17 protein-coding genes are annotated in these 19716 nt (G+C 33.9%); 5 read left to right on the forward strand and 12 right to left on the reverse strand.

Translation table 11 applies throughout. The annotated features are described in order from the left end of the window. Nucleotides 1-14 precede the first annotated feature (14 nt). From CVS93_RS09210 to gpmI, 12 genes are all read right to left on the reverse strand, one after another. Nucleotides 15-857 (reverse strand): methyltransferase domain-containing protein, encoded by an 843-nt coding sequence (locus CVS93_RS09210; RefSeq protein WP_107687400.1) that lies wholly within the window; start codon nt 855-857, stop codon nt 15-17. Next, a complete protein-coding gene (gene asnB / locus CVS93_RS09215; RefSeq protein WP_107687401.1) occupies nt 850-2838 on the reverse strand; it encodes an asparagine synthase (glutamine-hydrolyzing) in 1989 nt (662 codons plus the stop codon). Before asnB ends, CVS93_RS09210 begins: the two co-directional genes overlap by 8 nt. Before the next feature lie 302 nt (nt 2839-3140). Next, on the reverse strand, nt 3141-4127 hold the full coding sequence (locus tag CVS93_RS09220; protein ID WP_107687402.1) for an NAD-dependent epimerase/dehydratase family protein: 987 nt from the start codon (nt 4125-4127) through the stop codon (nt 3141-3143). A gap of 13 nt (nt 4128-4140) precedes the next feature. Then, on the reverse strand, nt 4141-5229 hold the full coding sequence (locus CVS93_RS09225; protein WP_107687403.1) for a DegT/DnrJ/EryC1/StrS family aminotransferase: 1089 nt from the start codon (nt 5227-5229) through the stop codon (nt 4141-4143). Nucleotides 5230-5231: 2 nt separating this feature from the next. Further along, on the reverse strand, nt 5232-5807 hold the full coding sequence (locus CVS93_RS09230; RefSeq protein WP_199907253.1) for an acyltransferase: 576 nt from the start codon (nt 5805-5807) through the stop codon (nt 5232-5234). Continuing rightward, nucleotides 5807-6772 carry a Gfo/Idh/MocA family oxidoreductase gene (locus CVS93_RS09235; protein WP_103600648.1) on the reverse strand — a complete coding sequence of 322 codons (966 nt, stop codon included), beginning with the start codon at nt 6770-6772 and terminating at the stop codon, nt 5807-5809. The genes CVS93_RS09230 and CVS93_RS09235 overlap by 1 nt, the downstream gene beginning before the upstream one ends. A gap of 34 nt (nt 6773-6806) precedes the next feature. Next, complete coding sequence (gene argS, locus CVS93_RS09240) at nt 6807-8390, reverse strand: arginine--tRNA ligase (protein ID WP_107687405.1); 1584 nt, start codon at nt 8388-8390, stop codon at nt 6807-6809. A 9-nt stretch (nt 8391-8399) separates the two neighbouring features. After that, nucleotides 8400-8621 carry a twin-arginine translocase TatA/TatE family subunit gene (gene tatA, locus CVS93_RS09245; protein ID WP_021091616.1) on the reverse strand — a complete coding sequence of 74 codons (222 nt, stop codon included), beginning with the start codon at nt 8619-8621 and terminating at the stop codon, nt 8400-8402. Between the two features lie 50 nt (nt 8622-8671). Next, entirely contained in the window at nt 8672-9283 is a 612-nt protein-coding gene (gene gmk, locus CVS93_RS09250) for a guanylate kinase (RefSeq protein ID WP_107687406.1), read from the reverse strand. After that, nucleotides 9284-10726, reverse strand: a complete 1443-nt coding sequence (locus tag CVS93_RS09255) for a Highly acidic protein (RefSeq protein WP_107687407.1) — start codon at nt 10724-10726, stop codon at nt 9284-9286. 57 nt (nt 10727-10783) lie between these two features. After that, entirely contained in the window at nt 10784-11545 is a 762-nt protein-coding gene (gene fliR, locus CVS93_RS09260) for a flagellar biosynthetic protein FliR (RefSeq protein WP_107687408.1), read from the reverse strand. A 4-nt stretch (nt 11546-11549) separates the two neighbouring features. Further along, the gene (gene gpmI, locus CVS93_RS09265; RefSeq protein ID WP_107687409.1) at nt 11550-13013 is read right to left on the reverse strand and encodes a 2,3-bisphosphoglycerate-independent phosphoglycerate mutase; all 1464 of its coding nucleotides are present in this window, start codon (nt 13011-13013) and stop codon (nt 11550-11552) included. A 79-nt stretch (nt 13014-13092) separates the two neighbouring features. Here gpmI and mraY point away from each other — a divergent pair, with 79 nt between their 5' ends. The 5 genes from mraY to CVS93_RS09290 all read left to right on the forward strand — a co-directional run bounded on the left by mraY (nt 13093) and on the right by CVS93_RS09290 (nt 19593). Continuing rightward, a complete protein-coding gene (gene mraY / locus CVS93_RS09270; RefSeq protein ID WP_107687410.1) occupies nt 13093-14157 on the forward strand; it encodes a phospho-N-acetylmuramoyl-pentapeptide-transferase in 1065 nt (354 codons plus the stop codon). An 8-nt stretch (nt 14158-14165) separates the two neighbouring features. After that, complete coding sequence (gene murD / locus CVS93_RS09275) at nt 14166-15383, forward strand: UDP-N-acetylmuramoyl-L-alanine--D-glutamate ligase (RefSeq protein ID WP_107687411.1); 1218 nt, start codon at nt 14166-14168, stop codon at nt 15381-15383. A 144-nt stretch (nt 15384-15527) separates the two neighbouring features. Next, entirely contained in the window at nt 15528-18914 is a 3387-nt protein-coding gene (locus CVS93_RS09985) for a M23 family metallopeptidase (protein ID WP_234400128.1), read from the forward strand. Next, the gene (locus CVS93_RS09285; protein WP_107687412.1) at nt 18911-19372 is read left to right on the forward strand and encodes a hypothetical protein; all 462 of its coding nucleotides are present in this window, start codon (nt 18911-18913) and stop codon (nt 19370-19372) included. The genes CVS93_RS09985 and CVS93_RS09285 overlap by 4 nt, the downstream gene beginning before the upstream one ends. Before the next feature lie 17 nt (nt 19373-19389). Beyond that, nucleotides 19390-19593, forward strand: a complete 204-nt coding sequence (locus CVS93_RS09290; protein WP_107687413.1) for a hypothetical protein — start codon at nt 19390-19392, stop codon at nt 19591-19593. Nucleotides 19594-19716 lie beyond the last annotated feature (123 nt).

Genomic DNA, 19716 nt, shown 5'->3' on the forward strand with positions numbered 1-19716 from the left:
CCTTTTCATTAATTTTAATAGATAGCAACTGCGTACATTATTGAATTTGAAAAAGGCACTATTTTAGTGTCAACAACAGAACCACCCAGGCTTTTTATATATTTATCTATCGAAGATCGCGTAAAATAATGGAAATGCAAATCATCTAATGGAATTTTATTATTCAGTTTGTATGATCTTTTCCTCATTGCTTTATATAATAGAAATAAGTATAAAGGTGTTTTAATCATTTTAATAATTAGATCTTTAAAATTTAATATTTTAAAATGTTCAAAAAATTTATAAATAGATTGTCTAGCCACCAAATCACAATCATGCAAACCAATCCAAAAAAAAACGATACCATTTGGTTTTAATACTTTCCTAATTTCATCTTTTACATCTTCTAAATTTTCAAAATGATCAAGACTGGTACTAAAGATCAAATAATCAAATTTATGATCCAAATATCTATTTAGGCCTTCAAATTTTCCATTTATAAACAAATACTCTCTGTCTGTTTTATTGACATCAAATGGATCAAGTCCAACATATGATAAAAATCCTATATTCTTTAATTTATTAAAATATATAGGATACGTTTTAGATATGCCACATCCTACATCAAGTACAAATTTATGTTCCAAGTTACCAATTATATTCAAAGATATAAACGCTTGAAATTCATTCATTAAAAAAATTATTTCATCTGAATGTTTTCCGAATACATGAGTATCCATATACTGATCAATACTAGCATCTTGTTTTTCGAGTTGCACAGTATCTTCTATTAACTCTGTTGTAATGTAGGTACTGGCTATGTCTTCATTAGTAAAACCAACATTTGTTAACTTGTATTTTTCTTTTTTATCACACATAAATATTGTTCCATTCTTCAAAATTTAGTAAACTCCAAATAAAAAGTCTTCTATTTTGCCTACCGTTTAAATGTTCTTCCAATAATCTTTCAACGGTTTTTTTATCAAAATAATTGTATATTCTAGCGTTTTTATTTAAAATTTTTGTTTTAACAAACTCCATACTATCCCCCCTAAACCAACTTTCATCAGGAGAACTAAATCCTTGTTTGATAGCATTGTTTATCTCACTTGGTATATATTTTTTCATAGCTTTTCGTAGTATCATTTTCCCATCATTTGTCTTTTGCAGCTTTCCTATGGAGTTTTCATCTACATTTACAACATTTTTTAAATTCCGAAGTTTGAATCTTACTGGTATTTTCTGAACAAAATCAACCAAATCATTGTCTAAAAATGGCACTCTAGTTTCTAGAGAATGTGCCATTGATAACTTATCTTCAACTACTAAAAGTCCGTGTAAAAAAGTTTTAGCTTCAAAATATAATGAATGATTTATATACTCCTCTGGTGTTTGCCCTGTTTTCTTATCTATAAAAATGTTTGCAAAAATATCTCTAGTCCATACATTCTCAACATCTTTTGCAATTGGTAAAAAAAGCTCCTTTAGATCCTTATTTGGCAAAAGCCTCTTCCAAAAACCATAGTATTTATCCACATAATCATCGAAATTTATATTATTTACAGCCCTATAATACCTCCAAGGATATCCGGCAAATAACTCGTCGCCACCAGCACCCCCTAGAACAACCTTAGAAAATTTACTAGCGAGTTTTGCCGCATAATAATTTGGGTAGCTCTGTCCAACTCTAGGTTCCTCAAGATGATAGGCAAAATCATTTAAACATCTCTCCATATCACCAGACTTTAAAACCATCTCATAGTGTTCTGTTTTAAATTTGTATGACATGTATTCAGACTTTGATCTTTCATCAAATCCAAGCTCTATACCATTTGCACTATTTAGATCAAAGCCTACAGTAAAAGTATTTAACCAAGGAATATTTTTAGCAGCAATAGCCACTATAGAGCCACTATCTAAACCTCCGCTAAGATAGCTACCAATTGGCACATCGGCAACCAACTGCCTCTTAACTGCTTGGTTAAAAAGTCTATCTAGTTCCTCTATACACTCTCTTTCATCTTTAAAATTTTCTTCTTTAAAGTTAAAGTCCCAAAATTTAATATTTTTAATATCTTTAGTTTTTAAATTTATATCAAGAAAATGTCCAGCCTCTAAAATTTGTATATTTTTATGAAGAGTTTTATTCGTAAAAATATTTTGGAAAGTAAAATATTCCAGCAATGCTTCTTTGTCAACTTGTGTTTCATAGTCTTTGTATCTTAAAATAGCTTTTATTTCACTTGCAAAAATAAGAGTTTTATCTTTGGTTAAATGATAATAAATAGGCTTTATGCCATAGCGATCACGTGCAAGAATAATACGTTTTTTAAAGTTATCATATATACAAAAAGCAAACATACCGTTAAATTTCTCGATACATTTTTCACCCCATTCTATATAAGCATATACAATAACTTCTGTGTCTGTATTACTTTTGAATTTGTGCCCTATTTTTATCAACTCATTTTTTATTTCTTGAAAATTATAAATTTCACCATTATAAACAACCCAAATATTTTTAGATAAATCACTTATGGGTTGATGACCGGCATAGCTTGTATCAAGTATTGCAAGCCTCCTATGCCCCAGAAATAAATCATAATCATGGGAATATAATTCCCTTTTCATAGAATCAGACTCAATAGATGGAAGCATGCCGTCTATATTTTTGAATTCATCATCGGTTAGATTTTGAAAAAAAGATAATTTGTAGTTACGGTGTCTAGAGCCAGTATGAAAAAATAAATATCCCGCATCATCAGGACCCCTGTGAGCAATACTATCGGCCATGGGCTTTGCACAATCAACAAGAATACTTTTAGAATTTAATGAAACTGCACCAACAATACCACACATTTTATACTACTACCTCTTTAAATATTCTTCATCTTGTTTTAAAAATTTACTATACTATGCTCATGCAAACAATGTTTATTGTGTAAATGTAATAAAGATACTAGAAATATATTTTAGTTTATACATATTAATCACAAACTCATTTAATTTTTTAATAAAAACACTTTAATAATAGAATTAATCCTATACTAGATTTGCCTAAAAATAAATATTGAAATCAAATCTTAGTTTTTACTATTATTTATATCCATTTTATGTTTATATTTCTCTCTGTCGTATCATTTAAAAACTAAAAATACTACCTACCCTATAATCCCATTTGCTTCACGCCAAGCAATCAACTTTTTAAGGCCTTCCTCTAATGAGTATTTATATTTAAACCCCAATTCTCTTTCTGCTTTTTCTCTTGAGCCTATACGATTTTGAACAAGTTGTCTAGCATCATCTGCACTATATGGTATAAATTTTATTTTTAAATTCGAGTTTTTAAGTCTAAGCATCGTTTCACAAAGTGTTTTTATTGTAGTTTGCACTTCTGTACCAACATTATAAAAACTAAATTTCACATCCGATTTAAGAGCAAGTACATTACATCTTGCAATGTCTTCAACATATATAAAATCATAAGCTTGAGACCCATCGCCATTAATAGACGGTTCCTCATTTCTGTCTATTTTATTTAAAACAATGGGTACAACTCCACTATATACAGCATGCTGATCCTGTCCGGGACCATATACATTCATATATCTAAGTCCTATAATTTCCAAACCATATCTATCATTATAAGCAGTACACATGGCTTCGCCAGCTATTTTTGTAGCTCCATAAAAATTTTTATTATTAAAAGGATGTGTTTCCTTCATAGGGACTTCCACTGCATCACCATACACAGAAGCAGATGAACTATAAATTAGTTTTTTAACTTTATGTTTTACACAAGCCTCAAGTACATTAAATGTACCAGCTATATTTACATCAAATGCAGTCCTTGGAAAATCTTTACAATGCAGAAGCCACATGGCAGCAAGATGAAAAACATAGTCTACCCCCTCCATTGCTTTATCCAAGATATCAATTTCTCTAACATCACCACCATATGAGAAAACATGACACCTTGGGTCTTTAAGACTTTCTCTTATATTATCCAATTTTCCACGAGCAAAATTATCGTAAACTATAACCTCTTTAACTGGTTCCTTAAGAAGCTCACTTACAACAAATCCCCCTATAAAGCCTGCTGCACCTATAACCAAAACTCTAGCGTCTTGTAGCTTATTATTATTCATTTTTACATCCTATTTATTTTAAATTTTCTACAATAAATTCAATTTCCACATCTTTTAAATATGGATTCATAGGTAAGCTCATTATCTCATTTGAAATCATTTCCGCTATAGGAAAGTCCCCAGACTTATATCCCAAATATTTAAAACACTCCTGCAAATGAAGTGGCATAGGATAATGCACTGCTGTTGGTATGCCCACCTCTTTTAATTTTAATTGTATTGCATCTCTATTTTTTACTCTAATAGAATATTGTGCCCAGGCGGATTTGGCTCTACTATCAATATAAGGTAATATGACATCTTTTCCATGCAAGGCATTTGTATATTTTGATGCCACATCTTGCCTTAATGTCAAATCTTTTTTATAATGCGCAAGTTTCACAAGTAAAACAGCTGCTTGAATCGTATCTAGTCTACCACCAATTCCAATATACTGATGATGATATCTTTTTGACTGACCGTGTAAACGTAGTGACCTTATTTTTTTCGCCAAATTTTCATTATTTGTAAAAATAGCACCGCCATCACCATAGCAACCAAGTGGTTTAGCTGGAAAAAATGATGTCGTAGCAATATCACCAAGAGCTAAATCTTTAATCTCATTGAATGTTGATCCAAAACTTTGAGCACCATCAACTATAACTTTAAGGTTATATTTGTTGGCAATATTTAAAATTTCATCCATATCTGCAGGTTGACCATAAAGCGAAACTGGAAGTATAGCTTTCGTTTTTGATGTTATGGCTGCTTCTATTTTATTAGCATCTATATTATAAGTTTTTTCATCAATATCAACAAAAACTGGTTTTGCTCCAAGCAAAGCAATCATTTCAGATGTTGCTATAAAAGTAAAAGGTGTTGTAATAACTTCATCGCCTGGCTTAATATCAATAGCCATTAGAGCCATTAAAATGGCATCTGTTCCACTACTGCAACTTATAGCATATTTTACACCTATATACTTCTCAAGCTCTGCTTCAAATTCAGAAATCTCACTACCCATTATAAAATTGCAATTTCTAGCAACCTTTAAAATAGCTTCTTCAATCTCATCTTTATAAAGTTCATGCTGATAGGTTAAATTTGCAAAATCTATATTCATATTTACTCTTTCACTACTATTAAATTTTCATCAATAACTTTATAACTACTACCATCAAAATCATCAACAGATAAACCACTACTATCAAATTTAAGTGTATTGCCTGCCTTGCTAACCCAACCTATTTGCCGCGCTGGCACACCAACCATAAGTGCATAAGGCTTTACATTGCGATTTACAACAGCGCCACTCCCTATAAGTGCATACTCGCCAATAGTAACACCGCAAACTATAGTAGCATTTGCACCAATACTACAACCTTTTTTTAGATGTGTTTTCTTAAATTCTTCTTTTCTAACTATAAAAGCGCGTGGATTTATTACATTAGTAAAAACCATAGATGGCCCCAAAAAGACATCGTCGTCTATTTCAACACCCTCATATATTGAAACATTATTTTGTACTTTTACACCATTGCCGATTTTAACATTTGGTCCAACAACACAGTTTTGCCCAAATGAACAATTTCGACCAATGACGGAATTAGTCAAAATGTGAGAAAAATGCCAAATTTTTGTTTTTTCACCAATTGTCGCACCACTGTCTACAAAACAGCTTTCATGAGCAAAATATGACATTATTCTACTACCTTTTTACAAAAAGGATGATATTCTCCTTTTAATCCAATGGGCGACATTTTTCTTATATTTGAAACAATATTAATAGAGTTTCTTGCCTCATCTAAGCCAAAACCTTCTCCTGAAAGAATATGTTCGTAACTTTTTGTGTGCAAATCAGTGAAACCATCAGAAAATTCTACTTCATCACCATCGACTTTAATACTTCTAAAGGTCCTTTTTCCGCCATCTTTTACATTCTCTGGAATATAATCATAGTTGACAGATAAAAACCATCTAACATTTGCATTTTTAAGTCTCATATATCCTGCATTTGTATCAGGTTGCTTAAGATGGACTATATTTTCTTCTATAGGTCCAAAGATCCAAGAAAGCATATCAAAGAAATGTACACCAATATTTGTTGCAACACCGCCTGATTTATCTTCATTGCCTTTCCATGATATAAAATACCATTTTCCACGAGATGTTAAATATGTTAAATCTACATCATAAATTCTATCTGGGTTTTGCGAAAGTTCTTTTGAAATTTTATTTTTTAGTGCTACAATCGAATCATGAAGCCTAAGTTGTAAAATATTAAAAACTTTTTTACCGCTTTCTTCTTCAATTATCTTTAATTGATCTATATTATGAGGATTTAAAACCAATGGCTTCTCACAGATAGCATTTGCTCCACTCCTTAAAGCAAAACGAATATGACTATCGTGCAAGTAGTTTGGAGTAGTAATTGCAATATATTCTATCTTTTTATTACCATTTCTTCGCCATTTATCTACAAACCTATCAAATCTCTCATACTCGGTAAAAAAATAAGCTTGCGGAAAATAACTATCCATTATTCCTATTCCATCATATGGATCTAAAGCTGCAATTAGTTCATTTCCAGTATCTTTAATAGCCCTCATATGTCTCGGAGCTATGTATCCACTAGCGCCTATTAATCCAAAATTTATACTGCTCATTTTAATAGTCCTTTTTAATTAAATTTTTAAACTTTTACATCCTATCTTTAGCTGTAATTCCCATTATATTAAATGCTGTTTTTATCGAGATAGCAACAACTGCAAAGACTTTTAGTAAGCTATCTTCGTTTTCGTTTCCAACCACACGGTTTTCGTTATAAAATTTATGAAAACTAGCAGCCAACGACTTTAGATAGTCTGGTATCTTTTGAAGCTGCCTTGAGATAAAAGCGTCCTCTAAAATTTCAGGTAAGATTAGCGCCTCAAAAAGTAAATTTTTAGCATTTTCATCTAGGCATTCAAAGTTTGCATTGATTACATCTTGAACATTTTTCCCAGCCTTTGCGAAGACTTGATTTATCCTAGCATGAGCATAGTTTATATAAAAAATCGGATTTGAGCTGTCCTCTTTTTTAAGCTCATCTACGTCAAATTCCAAACTACTCGTGTTTGCCTTGCTTATAAAGATAAATCTAAGCGCCTCAGCACCGATCTCACTTACGATATCGCTCATCAGTACAGCATTACCAGCGCGCTTGCTCATCTTGTATGGCTTGCCATCTTTTAGCAAACTAACCATCTGCATAAGTATCACTTCAAGCTTATTTTCATCGTATCCAAGGAAATTTATCGCAGCCTTTAGCCTTGCAATATACCCGTGGTGGTCAGCACCCCAAATGTTTATGTAGTGATCGAAATTTTTCTCAAATTTGGCGTTATGATAGATGATGTCGCCAGCTAGATATGTCGGTCTACCATCATTTCTAACCACAACCCTATCGTTATCATCGCCAAGTGTGGTCGAAGCGATATAAGTAGCACCCTCTTTTTCATACATTTGATTTGAACGTTTTAGCTTGTTTATAGTTGGCTCTAGGCCATCATAAAGAGCTTTCTCGCTAGCCCAGCTCTCTATAAATATCCCAACGTCCGCTAAATCTTTTTTGATAATCTCAAGCACGATATCCTTGCCAAACTCGGCAAGCTCGAGATTTCTGCTCTCGTCATAAAAAATTTCCTTGCCAAATTTCTCATTTGCAAGCTTAGCAATATCTAAAATATAATCCCCGCGGTAGTATTTCTCTGGATAGACAACGCTTTCGTTAAAAAGCTGCTCTTTTGCCGCAAGTGATATCGAAGTGCCAAGTAGGTCGATTTGATTACCAGCATCGTTTATATAGTATTCTGTTGAGATAGCGTAGCCAAGTCTTTTACCAAGTCTTGCCAAAGTATCACCGTAAACTGCGCCTCTAACATGTCCGATGTGAAGTGGCCCAGTTGGATTTGCACTAATGTATTCTATTAAGTAGCTATCTTTTTTCGCATCTTCTTTTGCAAAATTTTCGCTATCTAGCAAAATTTGCTTTGAAATTTCATCTAAAAACTCGCTTTTTAGCTTGAAATTTAAGTAGCCATTTACTGCACTAGCTTCAACTATTTTGCTATCACTAAATTTATCAGCAAACTCGCTAGCTATCATGGCTGGTGACTTTCTTAACTCCTTTGCTAGGCTAAAAAGTGGCGTAGCATAGTGGGCTAAATTTTTATCCTTTGGCTTTTCAAGCACAAATTCACGCTCTAAAACCTTTGAAATTTCAGCTTTTATTTTATTTTTCAACTCTAAAACCTATGCGTTTTTAGTTGTTTCTTCTATTTTTTGGCTATCGGCATTCTCTTCTTTATGCTCGACTTTCTCACTTTTTTCAGGTGTTGTATCTTCCATCTCAGCCTTAAAAGTCTTTATGCCTTTGCCTAGTCCTTTTGCAAGTTCTGGGATCTTCTTTGCTCCAAAAAGTAAAACAATAATCGCTAAAACAACTAGCCAGTGACCAATACTAAAAGAACCCATTTTTTCTCCTCAATAAATTTTTCAAAATGTTATCATAAATTCCTGAATTTCTAGCAATCTATCCACTCATCAATAACGCGTCTTAAGTCTATTTTCGCGCTTTTTAGCCTCATCGCTCTAAGAATTGATTTTAATCCTTTATAACTCTTTTCAATGTCATCATTTACCAAAAAATAATCATATTCTAAGATGTGCTCCATCTCACCAACCGCGTTCATTAGGCGATTTTCTATCGTTTCGTCGCTATCAGTTCCGCGGTTTTTCAAGCGTTTTTTAAGCTCTTTTTTATTTGCAGTCGTGATAAAAACTGAGGTTATGTAGCTTCTAAATTTTTCAAGTGCGATGTGAAAGCCTTGCACGTCGATATCAAATATAACTATCTTCCCAGCCTCAAGTGCTGCCAAAACTGGTTTTAGGCTCGTGCCATAATAGTTTTTATGTACCTGCGCCCATTCTAAAAATTCACCCTTTTCTATGCCGCTTTTAAACTCATCTTCTTTTATAAAATAGTAATCCACTCCATCGACTTCGCCTTCTCTTTTTGCCCTTGTCGTGCTTGAAATAGAAAAATAAAGATCCTTCTCTTCCTTTAAAAGACGGCCCAAAAGCGTACTTTTCCCACTTCCGCTAGGCCCAGAAATTACTAAAATTTGTCCTTGCAACTACTTTTCCTCAAAACTTATATTTATCTTTATATTCATATCTTTTAGCACATCTCTTAGCGAGCTTTCATTTAACGACTCATGGACATGTTTTGTGATCTTTTTGGTTAGCTCTTCTTTATAGTCAGCATCGATTTTTGTTTCATCGCATGAGCTAGTTTGTGGTGCATTATTTAATCCAAATGCTGCTTGCATCGTATTTTCATCTATTTCTTCAATAGACGCTACATCAAAATTTGGGCTACCCAACGTCTCTTCTTTAAAATTTTCTTCCTCAAATGTCTCATCTACCATACCTAGATCTTCTTGAGCAAGGACTTCTTCAGAAATTTCTTCATGATCTTCTTCGGCTGGCTCTTTTTCAAGGTCTATATCTTCATCCAAAGAAATGTCCTCTGCTTCTTTGGTAGATTCTTTATCTATATCTTCCTCTAAATTTTGACTAGCTTTATCTATCAAATTTGCCTCGCTGCTTTCAGGCTCAAAATTTTCATCACTACCAAAATCAGTCTCTAGCTCATCAAAATTTTCGTTATCTTCGCTAGGTTCTTCGTTTAGCTCTTTATCCAAAGATTCGATCTCACTGAGCTCTTTTTTACTTTGGCTTATATCATCTACAAAATCTTCATTAAGCTCGGCAGTTTCTAAATTTTGAGAATTTTGCTCGACCATTTTATCAAGTTCGTTTTTAGCCTCTTCATCTGCCAAGTCGCTCTCGCCCATATCATCTATCTCATCCACAAGTGAACTAAGCTCATCAAAGTCATTGCTATGCTCTTCTTTTGTCATAGGCGGCTCATTGTTTTGTTCTAAGGATTTGTCTATATCTTCTGAATCAGCCATATATTTGCTAGCTATGTCATTTATAATATCATCATCTATGAGTTCAGTGTCTGTTTCATTAAAACTGATATCTTTATCCTTTAAATCCTCGGTCTCTAGTTCACTTAGCTCCTCTTGTAAAAACTCATCATCTAAAGCCTCATTATCAAATTTATCTGCCTCATCATCTTCTTTTGCTAAATTTTCAAGACCCATATCAATTTCTGGAAGTTCAAAATTTTCTAAATCATCAAAGTTTTTATTGCTTTCGTCAAAGTCATCAAAATTTGCAGGCTCGTCTAGCCCAAGCTCTGGCTCTGCTTCACTGCCAGAATCTCTATTTTGTTCAAACAAACTAATAAATTCCGTTGGCAAAAATGGTTTTTCAAGCATAACGTCAGCAAAATCTGGCTTTTCACCGCCTCTAGGTGCTAGATACATTATATTTTGATTTAAATTAACATCGCTACTATCCATATCACTATCGATGATAATATAATCAAATTGATCTCCAACACTATTAATATCGTCAAATTCGCTATATTCTATGCCTAGCTTATTTAGACTTAGCGTTATAAGGCGAGAAACTGCTGGGTTTTTATTTACTAGCGCAACTTTCATAATCCCTCCTTGAAGCACTTGAGGCTGTATTTTATGATAAATTTCATTGCTATTTACTTAAAAAAATAGTGCTGGCATATCGTTTAAAATTTGAACCATCATATCAGTTATGATTTTTACAATGCCGGCTAAAATAGCTATCAAAACCGAAAAGCCGATACTTACCTTAATAGGATAACCAACAACTAATAGGTTAAATTGTGGCATAGTTTTCATAAGCATGCCAAAAATAGCATCTGAAAGTATAGAAAGCGCGATGATAGGGAAAGCCAGAACAAATCCAAACATAAAAAGATTACCAAAGAGCTTTAGGGCGTAGCTCATCACACCACTTCTTGGATAAAAATCTCCAAGCGGTATAGCAGAAAGTGAAGTGGAATAAAACTGTAATATCAAATGATGCCCATCAAGCATCAAAAATGCAAGAAGCGCGATAAAATTTAGAATATTTGCAATTACTGGCGAATTTGTACCAGTTTGTGGATCAAGCACTGAAGCCATCGAAAAACCCATGATCATTGAGATCTGCTCGCCAGCCATTTGAAGTATTGCAAAAACGATATTTAGCAAAAGCCCAGCGCAAAGTCCGAGCATAGCCTCACTTAAAATTTCCATAATCAAAAAATTTATAGTATGCTCATGGGCGTGTGAGAGCGGGAAAAGTACGACACAAAGGGCGAAAACTAGCAAAGTTTTTATGCTAAGCGGGATTTGATTGTGAGAAAAGAATGGAAAAAACACAATAAGCCCACTAAGACGTGCAAAAAGGAGCATGAAGGTTATGACTTTATCCGCTCCAAAAAACTCGACTAGCTCCATTCTTTTATATTAACGCCTCGTCCATCTCAGTTGGAATTTCAAGCCCCATGATCTTTAAAACACTAGGAGCGATGTTGTTTAGACCGCCATTTTTTACCTTTTTTACGCCATCAGCCATCACAAAACAAAAGACATCATAGGTAGTGTGGTTTGTCAGTAGCTCGCCGCTGCTATCGCGCATCTCTTCGCAGTTTCCGTGATCGCTCGTGATGATCATCGCATAGTTTTTCTCTTTTGCCTTAGTGCAAATTTCTCCAAGAGCCGTATCTACTGCCTCTACCGCCTTTATAGCGGCCTCGTAATTTCCAGTGTGTCCTACCATATCGCCATTTGCGAAATTTACCACGATGAAGTCTTGCTCGTCATCCATACCTTTTAGCACGGCTTTGCAAACTTCTGCTGCGCTCATCTCTGGCTTCTCGTCGTAGGTTTTTACCTTTGGGCTAGGGATGAGCACCCTTGTTTCATTGCTGGCTAACTCCTCGACGCCACCATTAAAGAAAAATGTGACGTGGGCATATTTTTCAGTCTCAGCCGTGTGAAGCTGCCTTAATCCAGCCGCTGCTATGACCTCGCTTAAGGTATTTTTTATCTTTTCATTTTTAAATAGCACATCAAATTTAAAATTTGCGTCATATTCGGTCATAGTGATTAAATTTTTGATAGCAAAAGGTCGCTCAAACTCGCCAAATTTCTCCTCGCCTAGAGCCTGGCAAATTTCTCTTGCTCTATCATTTCTAAAATTTACAAAGATCACGCCATCATCTTTGCCTATGCCTTTAAAGCCATTAAAGCTTGCTGGCTTTACAAACTCGTCAGTCACGCCCTCGTCGTAGCTTTTTTGCAGATACCCACTTGGCGATAAGCTGCTTAAATTTGCTCCATTTACCAAGCTATCATAAGCCTCTTTTACGCGTTCCCAACGTTTATCTCTATCCATCGCGTAAAATCTTCCACAAACGGTAGCAACTTTAAATTTAGCCTCCAAGCTTTTTATAAAATTTAGACCACTATTTGGGCTAACATCGCGTCCGTCGGTGATAGCATGGGCAAAAACTTCGCAACCATTTTTGCTAGCAAGCTCGCACATGCCATCAAAATGCTCCATATGTGAGTGCACGCCGCCGTCGCTATAAAGCCCTATAACGTGGACTCTTTTACACTTTTTAAAAAGAGCTTTTAAAGCTTCATTTTCTGCTAACGAGCCATCAGCAAAGCTACGTGAAATTTTGACCAAATTTTGATATAAAACTCGACCGCTTCCTATGCACATGTGCCCTACTTCGCTGTTTCCCATCTGCCCTTCAGGTAGTCCCACAGCGTTTCCAGATGTCTTTATGAGCGAGTTTGGAATTTCTTTAAAAAATTTATCGTAGTTTGGCTTTTTAGCCGCCTCAAATGCGTTAAATTTAGCGCTTTTATTAAATCCAATACCATCAGTTATTATTAAAATAGTTTTTTGACTCATTTTGAAAATTTATCCTTAATTTTAGATAATTTTTAAGGCCATTATACTAAAATTGCTTTTTTTAAAAATAAAGGCTCCCATGTTTTACTATATCTATGAAATTTTAAATTTTAATATCTTTCAATACATCACCGTCCGTGCTGGTATCGCTTTTTTCATCGCTTTTGCACTCACAACTTATTTGATGCCCAAATTTATCGCTTGGGCAAAGACAAAAAACGCCGCCCAGCCTATCTACGAGCTTGCCCCACAAACCCACCAAAAAAAGGCCAAAACGCCGACTATGGGCGGACTTGTATTTGTTTCTACAGCCGTGATTGCTGTGATCATTTGTGCAAGGCTAGATAACACATTTATTCTAGCTTCACTTTTTTGTCTAGTTGGCTTTACTTTGCTTGGCTTCAAAGATGATTACAGTAAAATTTTAGGCGCTAAAAATCACGCTGGCCTAAGCCCAAAAGCAAAGCTCTTTTTCCAGTTTTTAATAGCCTTTATAATTTCTGTTTTTTTATATGCGAGTCACGAGCTTAGCACCGAGTTTTATCTACCTTTTTTTAAGCAACCTATTTTAGATTTAAAAATTTTTGCCATTTTCTTTTGGACACTGGTCATAGTCGCTGCATCAAATGCCGTAAATTTAACAGACGGACTTGACGGGCTAGCTACTGTGCCATCGATATTTTCACTTTTAACACTTGGCGTTTTTGCTTATATCTGCGGACACGCTGTCTTTAGCTCATATTTACTCTTGCCAAAGATAATAGGCGTTGGTGAAAGCGTTGTTGTCTCTTCAGCCCTAATTGGCTCATTAATGGGCTTTTTATGGTTTAACTGCCATCCAGCCGAAGTCTTTATGGGCGATAGCGGTAGCTTAAGCGTTGGAGCATATATCGGTTTTATGGGCGTTGCGACCAAAAACGAAATTTTACTCATTATCATCGGCCTTATCTTTGTGGTTGAGACCCTAAGCGTCATCTTACAAGTGGGCAGCTTTAAAATTTTTAAACGCAGAATTTTTCTCATGGCGCCTATACATCACCATTTCGAGATAAAAGGCTGGGCAGAAAATAAGATCATCGTTCGCTTTTGGATAATCGCACTTTTAGCAAATCTAATCGCACTAACTGCGCTAAAGATCAGATAAGGAAAGCCATGAGAAAATCACTATTTGGCTACGGTGGCACGATAAAAGCGATCGCAAAAAATTTTACAAAAGATGGCCTTTGGGATATCTATGATGATAAATTTAGTGAAATTTCAAAAGATGAGTTTGGCAATACTCTTTTGCCAGTTAGCGAATTTGATCCAGCAAAAAGTAGCCTAGAGATACCAAGTCCGGGCATTCCGCCTCATCACAAGCTTATTAAAAAAGCTAAGAATTTAGTTAGCGAGTATGACTATTTTTATGAAATTTATAAAGAAAATCTGCCATTTAATATCTGGATAAGCGGTACAAATGGCAAGACTACGACCACAAAGATGACACAGCACCTACTAGAGAGCAAGGGCTCGGTAATGGGCGGCAACGTTGGCATCGCGCTGGCAAATTTAGACTCAAACGCTAAAATTTGGATACTTGAGACTAGCTCATTTACACTTCACTACACAAATCACGCTACACCTGGTATCTACGTGCTTTTGCCGATCACTCCAGATCATCTAAGCTGGCATGGCGACATGAGCGAGTACGAAGAGGCTAAGCTAAAGCCGCTTGCTAACATGAGCGAAAGTAGCGTGGCGATAGTGCCTGAAATTTATGCCAATACGCCAACAAAGGCAAAAGTGATCGCTTACAAAGATGAGAGCGATCTGGCTAAATTTTGTGGTGTAAGCGTAGATGATATAAATTTTAAAACGCCATTTTTACTTGATGCACTGCTTGCATTAGCGGTGGAGAAAATTTTATTTGACCGCTGCGAAGTGGAGCTTTTAAATACCTTTGTTATTGAAGCAAACAAGCTCGAAGAATTTAGCGATAAAAATGGCAAAACCTGGGTCAATGACACAAAAGCGACTAACATTGATGCGAGCATACAGGCTGTAAAACGCTACAAAGATCATTTCATACATCTAATACTTGGCGGCGATGATAAGGGTGTTGACATGACGCCACTTTTTGAAGACTTAAAGAGCTTAAGAGTAAAAATTTACGCCATCGGCTCAAATAGCGACAAGCTCATGAAATTAGCGACTAAATTTGGCATACCGGCTTTGAAATGCGACTTTTTACAAAATGCTGTAAATGAGATAAATAAAGAGCTAAAGACTAGCGAGATAGCGCTTCTAAGCCCGGCAGCTGCAAGTCTTGATCAGTTTAAGAGCTATGCCGAGCGAGGCGATAAATTTAAAGAGTTTATAAAGGCGCTTTAATTTTACAAGCCCTTTTAAGTAGCCTTGTTAAAAATAAAAACATTCAAATTTATATTTTTGACATAAATTTTTACTATAAAGTTTTATTGTTGAATACTTTTTAAGTTTGTGCTAATATTTAGCAAAAATTTCCAAGGAAGTTTAATGCCTCTAACGCCCAGAAATGATGTAAATTTTAAAAGAAATTTAATAGATATTATAAAATTTTCATATGACAATGACATAAGTAGGCCATTTATATCTAACAACAAACTACTTATTGGATATGGCTTTAGCCTAAAAGATGATATAGAACTTATTTGTACTCAAATTTATAAAAACAACAAAGACAAAGTCATAAAAGATGTCAAGCAAACTATTGCTAACACCACGAGTAAGACTACCATAGAAAAGATAGATACAGATGAACTTTTAAAAAAGATAAATGATGCCGCAAAAGAAGCTTATGCAAAGTCTGGAGGTGCCGATACTTTGCCTGAGCTTGAATTTAGCTCAGAAGATCAGCTAAATGCCATCTTGGAGCAAAAGCTTACGCCGCTAATCCAAGAGATAAATCAAAAATTAAACAACTCTCCACTTAAAAATTTGCAAGCCGTTTCACTCACTTCAGATAAAAATAGCCAAATTTCAAGAGAGCATGTCGCACTTTTAGCACTTCTTTATATCAACAAGAAAAGTAATATTGATCCATCCCTAGCAAGCTACATCAAAAGCAAAAATCGTTTTAAGGCTTGGTTTTGGCTAGCATATGAAAGCTTTAGTGATGAGGCAAGCAATAAAACATCTCTTTTGCGAGAAAAAATTTCAAATCAGTTTGGGCTTTATGAAAGCGATGAGCAAAATGTTAATTTTGCCGAGTGTATAGATGTTTTTAGCCATTTAAATATATCCAAAGCGAAATATAAATCAAAAAATCAAAACAATAAAGAGATCGTCCAAAACGTCACTCATTTAGAATTTATGAAGCTTCAAGAAAATGGATCAAATTTAAACGCATCAGATGCATCAAAGTATGAGGCTTTATTTCAGCCATTTGTTACAAAGATAAATTCTTTATTAAGCACTCAAAGTACAAAGATCTTTAGCCTTGAAAACATATACTGCGTAAATTTAATCAGCTCAAATGCTTCAAACACTTCAAGAATAAATAAGCTCCTAAGGCAAAGAGAGGAGGAATTTTACAAACAAGAAAATATACTCTTACTATGTCCAAGGAAGATGACAACTCCTATTAGAGTCTTTCAACCTAAAAAGAGCGAATTTACCGTCGTGCTAGCTAATCAGACTCCATTTGATTGCAGTGAGCTAAATCCAAAAGAGCTAAATTCTAGTAGGCCAAACTACGGCAAGGTAAATTTATGTGAGCTAATACTTACTGACTTTAAATTTGACTCTTACGAAGATAGTAAAAATGAAGAGATAAAATTTAAAAATGCAAAGAGCAAAGATATGGTAATACTCTATCAAGAAAACAAAAATGAAGAAGATAAGATAAATGGTGCTACCTTTACTAGCATAAAGCAAAATAGTGATGATATAGAATATAAGCTAGAAGATGGCGCTATAAGCATGAAGTACTTTGAAGACCAAACGTCTAACAACAAACACCTAAATTTCTCTTTATTAAATTTCGCTAAAGAGAATAACTTTACCCTAAGAGATGATAAAGACTCAGCTATGTTTGATATAAAGCTTCGTCTAGCTCATGGCAACAATGTAGTGCCTACATCAGCATCAAGTTCAGGTCTTACTCTTACAATAAACAATCTCATCATTGAAAACGAAGATGGTAAGGTAAGTGAAGATATAGATAAGATATATCTTCATCACTGCTTTGATAAAAGTATATATGAGAGTATATCTTTAGTAAAAAATGAAGACTCAGATATCAAGAACTCATATACAGCTACATTTAATATCCCAATAGACAAAGAGAATAAAGGAGATACTAAATTTATACTTTATTCAAGTGATCTAAGTAAAGTTTATAGCACTAAAGATATTCATGCTCACTCTGATACAGCTGTAATATCTTTAGGATATCAAGATAAGAGTAGCTCTAACTTTTGCTATAGCAATAAGGTCTCGTTAAGAGATATAACAGATCATATAACAAATGTAATCTCTGATAGTGAGTATCCATTTAAGACAAATGAGCCAATATGCTTAAAAGCTATATATAAACAAGAAAAAGGTAGTAAGAGATATAAAGAGATACTTTGGGGATATAAGGTCATAAAAAGTAAAGAGTATGATGAACTATCCAAATCAAATCCAAAAGATGTAGTAGGCTTAAAAGATCAAAAAGGTAAAGAGATAACATTTAAAATTTCAGATGTTATACAAAAAGATGATCTAGATAAGCTAAAGCAAGGTGGTCATACTATAGTATTTTTTGCATATCTTGAAGGTGATAAGGATAAATTTAAGTTTTATACAAGATATGGCAAAAATCATATAAGAATAGATATAAAGATACCTTTATATATTAAATTTAAAGATGATAAGCTAGTTATATATGAGTTTGAGCATGCTATAAAAGAGAAGGCATTTGATGCTAAATTAAAGTTTAGTGATAATAAAGACGATGCTTTAATAAAAAATGGTAATTACTTATATATAAGTAAAAATATCTCTTCAAATGAGATAAATATATATGAAGACGACAAACTAAGCAAAAAGTTAAAAAGTGATGAAAAGACAAATAAGAGCTATCAAATTTATGCAAAAGAAGAGAGCTCTAATAATCAGTCTAATGCAGATAAAGATGATAAGCTTGGTATAAATTTATTAAGTAAAGAGAATATGGATGAATTTATTAACTCTTTTAATGAATCAAAGAGTTTAACTAAAGTAGATAGTGGTATGTGGGTGGATGGGGATGAAGAAGTCTTAGTAAAAGTGGAGATGAGCAATGAGATAGTTTTTCCACTAAAAATCAAACCTTTAAATGATAAAGGTATGGAATATGATTGGACGCTTATGTTGGGAGACAAGGGCGAGAGCCAAGCAATATTTGGCAGAAATAGAAACAATGGCAAAAGACAACACGCCGCAAGAGATCTATATACAGATATGCCTTTTAAAAAGAATGCAGACATAAAAACATTTAAGTCAGATGTAGAGATAGTATCTATAGCTGATGGCGAAGTAATAAAGACTGGTAATTTTTACTGTAAAACCGATCACATAACGATAAAATACGACACAGTAGAATTTGGTAGCTTTATAATAAGATATGGCGAGGTTGATCCTTCAAGAGTAAAAGTAAAAGCGGGTGATATGGTGCGAAAAGGTCAGGTTATAGGATATTCTGGACTAATGATTGATAACGGTGATCACCCAAATATAGTTGATAAAAAAATAGTAACCATGCTTCACTTTGAGTACTTTACAAATGGAGCCAACAAAGATGATCCTTTAACCGTCACCAATGATCCAAACAATAAATTTAAAAGACGTAAAGACTTAGCAGATCCTATCGAGATATTAAAAGAGGGATATAAAAATACTTTTGGAGAAATATTATGAGGATAATCTTTAAAATAATCTTAGCTTTACTTGTAGCTGTAAATTTATCATTTGCAATAGATGATTATTATGATAGCTGGAAGCAAAAGACAATATCAAAAAAGTTTTTGAGTCAAGGTTGCAAAACAATATCAAAAGACATTTGGAATGAAAGCAAGGTTTCCTATCGTCAAACAACTATATTAAATATATACAAAGAGCCTATTTTAAATTTATATGGAGACTACGACTTAAAAATTAAAGAAATACAACATCTAAAAAACCAAAAATACAAAGAGTGTAATAAAAATTTTTGTTACGACTTTGATTTTAAGTGGTTAAACAACAAAAGTCTTTTGGTACAACTACATTTCCATGCCGATAAATATTCTAAATCAAGCTGTGAATTATGGCTATATGAAGAAGAAGATGGTAGCGTAGATGTTTATAGTTTTACGTCTAAAAATTTACCCGATTAATAATGAGCGATATATTTATGAAATCAATCTTTAAAATAATCTTAGCTTTACTTGTAGCTGTAAATTTATCATTTGCAACAGATGATTATGATTATAACTGTGAAAAAAAGACAATACCTAAAAAGTTTTTGAATAAAGACTGTAAAAAGCTTGCAAAGAAAATTTGGGTTGAAAGTATGGTCACTTACCGCAGAGATACAATATTAAATATGTACAAATAAGAATAGATATAAAGATACCTTTATATATTAAATTTAAAGATGATAAGCTAGTTATATATGAGTTTGAGCATGCTATAAAAGAGAAGGCATTTGATGCTAAATTAAAGTTTAGTGATAATAAAG

This window comes from Campylobacter concisus, from assembly GCF_003048535.1.
Classification (GTDB): domain Bacteria; phylum Campylobacterota; class Campylobacteria; order Campylobacterales; family Campylobacteraceae; genus Campylobacter_A; species Campylobacter_A concisus_S.

What these genes read in the sequence shown, in the direction of transcription:
- CVS93_RS09235 (WP_103600648.1), bottom strand. Translation starts at nt 6,772, where the DNA reads ATGAGCAGTATAAATTTTGGATTAATAGGCGCTAGTGGATACATAGCT.
- CVS93_RS09985 (WP_234400128.1), top strand. Translation starts at nt 15,528, where the DNA reads ATGCCTCTAACGCCCAGAAATGATGTAAATTTTAAAAGAAATTTAATA.
- fliR (WP_107687408.1), bottom strand. Translation starts at nt 11,545, where the DNA reads ATGGAGCTAGTCGAGTTTTTTGGAGCGGATAAAGTCATAACCTTCATG.
- mraY (WP_107687410.1), top strand. Translation starts at nt 13,093, where the DNA reads ATGTTTTACTATATCTATGAAATTTTAAATTTTAATATCTTTCAATAC.
- CVS93_RS09290 (WP_107687413.1), top strand. Translation starts at nt 19,390, where the DNA reads ATGAAATCAATCTTTAAAATAATCTTAGCTTTACTTGTAGCTGTAAAT.
- CVS93_RS09230 (WP_199907253.1), bottom strand. Translation starts at nt 5,807, where the DNA reads ATGTCATATTTTGCTCATGAAAGCTGTTTTGTAGACAGTGGTGCGACA.
- murD (WP_107687411.1), top strand. Translation starts at nt 14,166, where the DNA reads ATGAGAAAATCACTATTTGGCTACGGTGGCACGATAAAAGCGATCGCA.
- asnB (WP_107687401.1), bottom strand. Translation starts at nt 2,838, where the DNA reads ATGTGTGGTATTGTTGGTGCAGTTTCATTAAATTCTAAAAGTATTCTT.
- tatA (WP_021091616.1), bottom strand. Translation starts at nt 8,621, where the DNA reads ATGGGTTCTTTTAGTATTGGTCACTGGCTAGTTGTTTTAGCGATTATT.
- CVS93_RS09220 (WP_107687402.1), bottom strand. Translation starts at nt 4,127, where the DNA reads ATGAATAATAATAAGCTACAAGACGCTAGAGTTTTGGTTATAGGTGCA.
- gpmI (WP_107687409.1), bottom strand. Translation starts at nt 13,013, where the DNA reads ATGAGTCAAAAAACTATTTTAATAATAACTGATGGTATTGGATTTAAT.
- CVS93_RS09225 (WP_107687403.1), bottom strand. Translation starts at nt 5,229, where the DNA reads ATGAATATAGATTTTGCAAATTTAACCTATCAGCATGAACTTTATAAA.
- CVS93_RS09210 (WP_107687400.1), bottom strand. Translation starts at nt 857, where the DNA reads ATGTGTGATAAAAAAGAAAAATACAAGTTAACAAATGTTGGTTTTACT.
- CVS93_RS09255 (WP_107687407.1), bottom strand. Translation starts at nt 10,726, where the DNA reads ATGAAAGTTGCGCTAGTAAATAAAAACCCAGCAGTTTCTCGCCTTATA.
- CVS93_RS09285 (WP_107687412.1), top strand. Translation starts at nt 18,911, where the DNA reads ATGAGGATAATCTTTAAAATAATCTTAGCTTTACTTGTAGCTGTAAAT.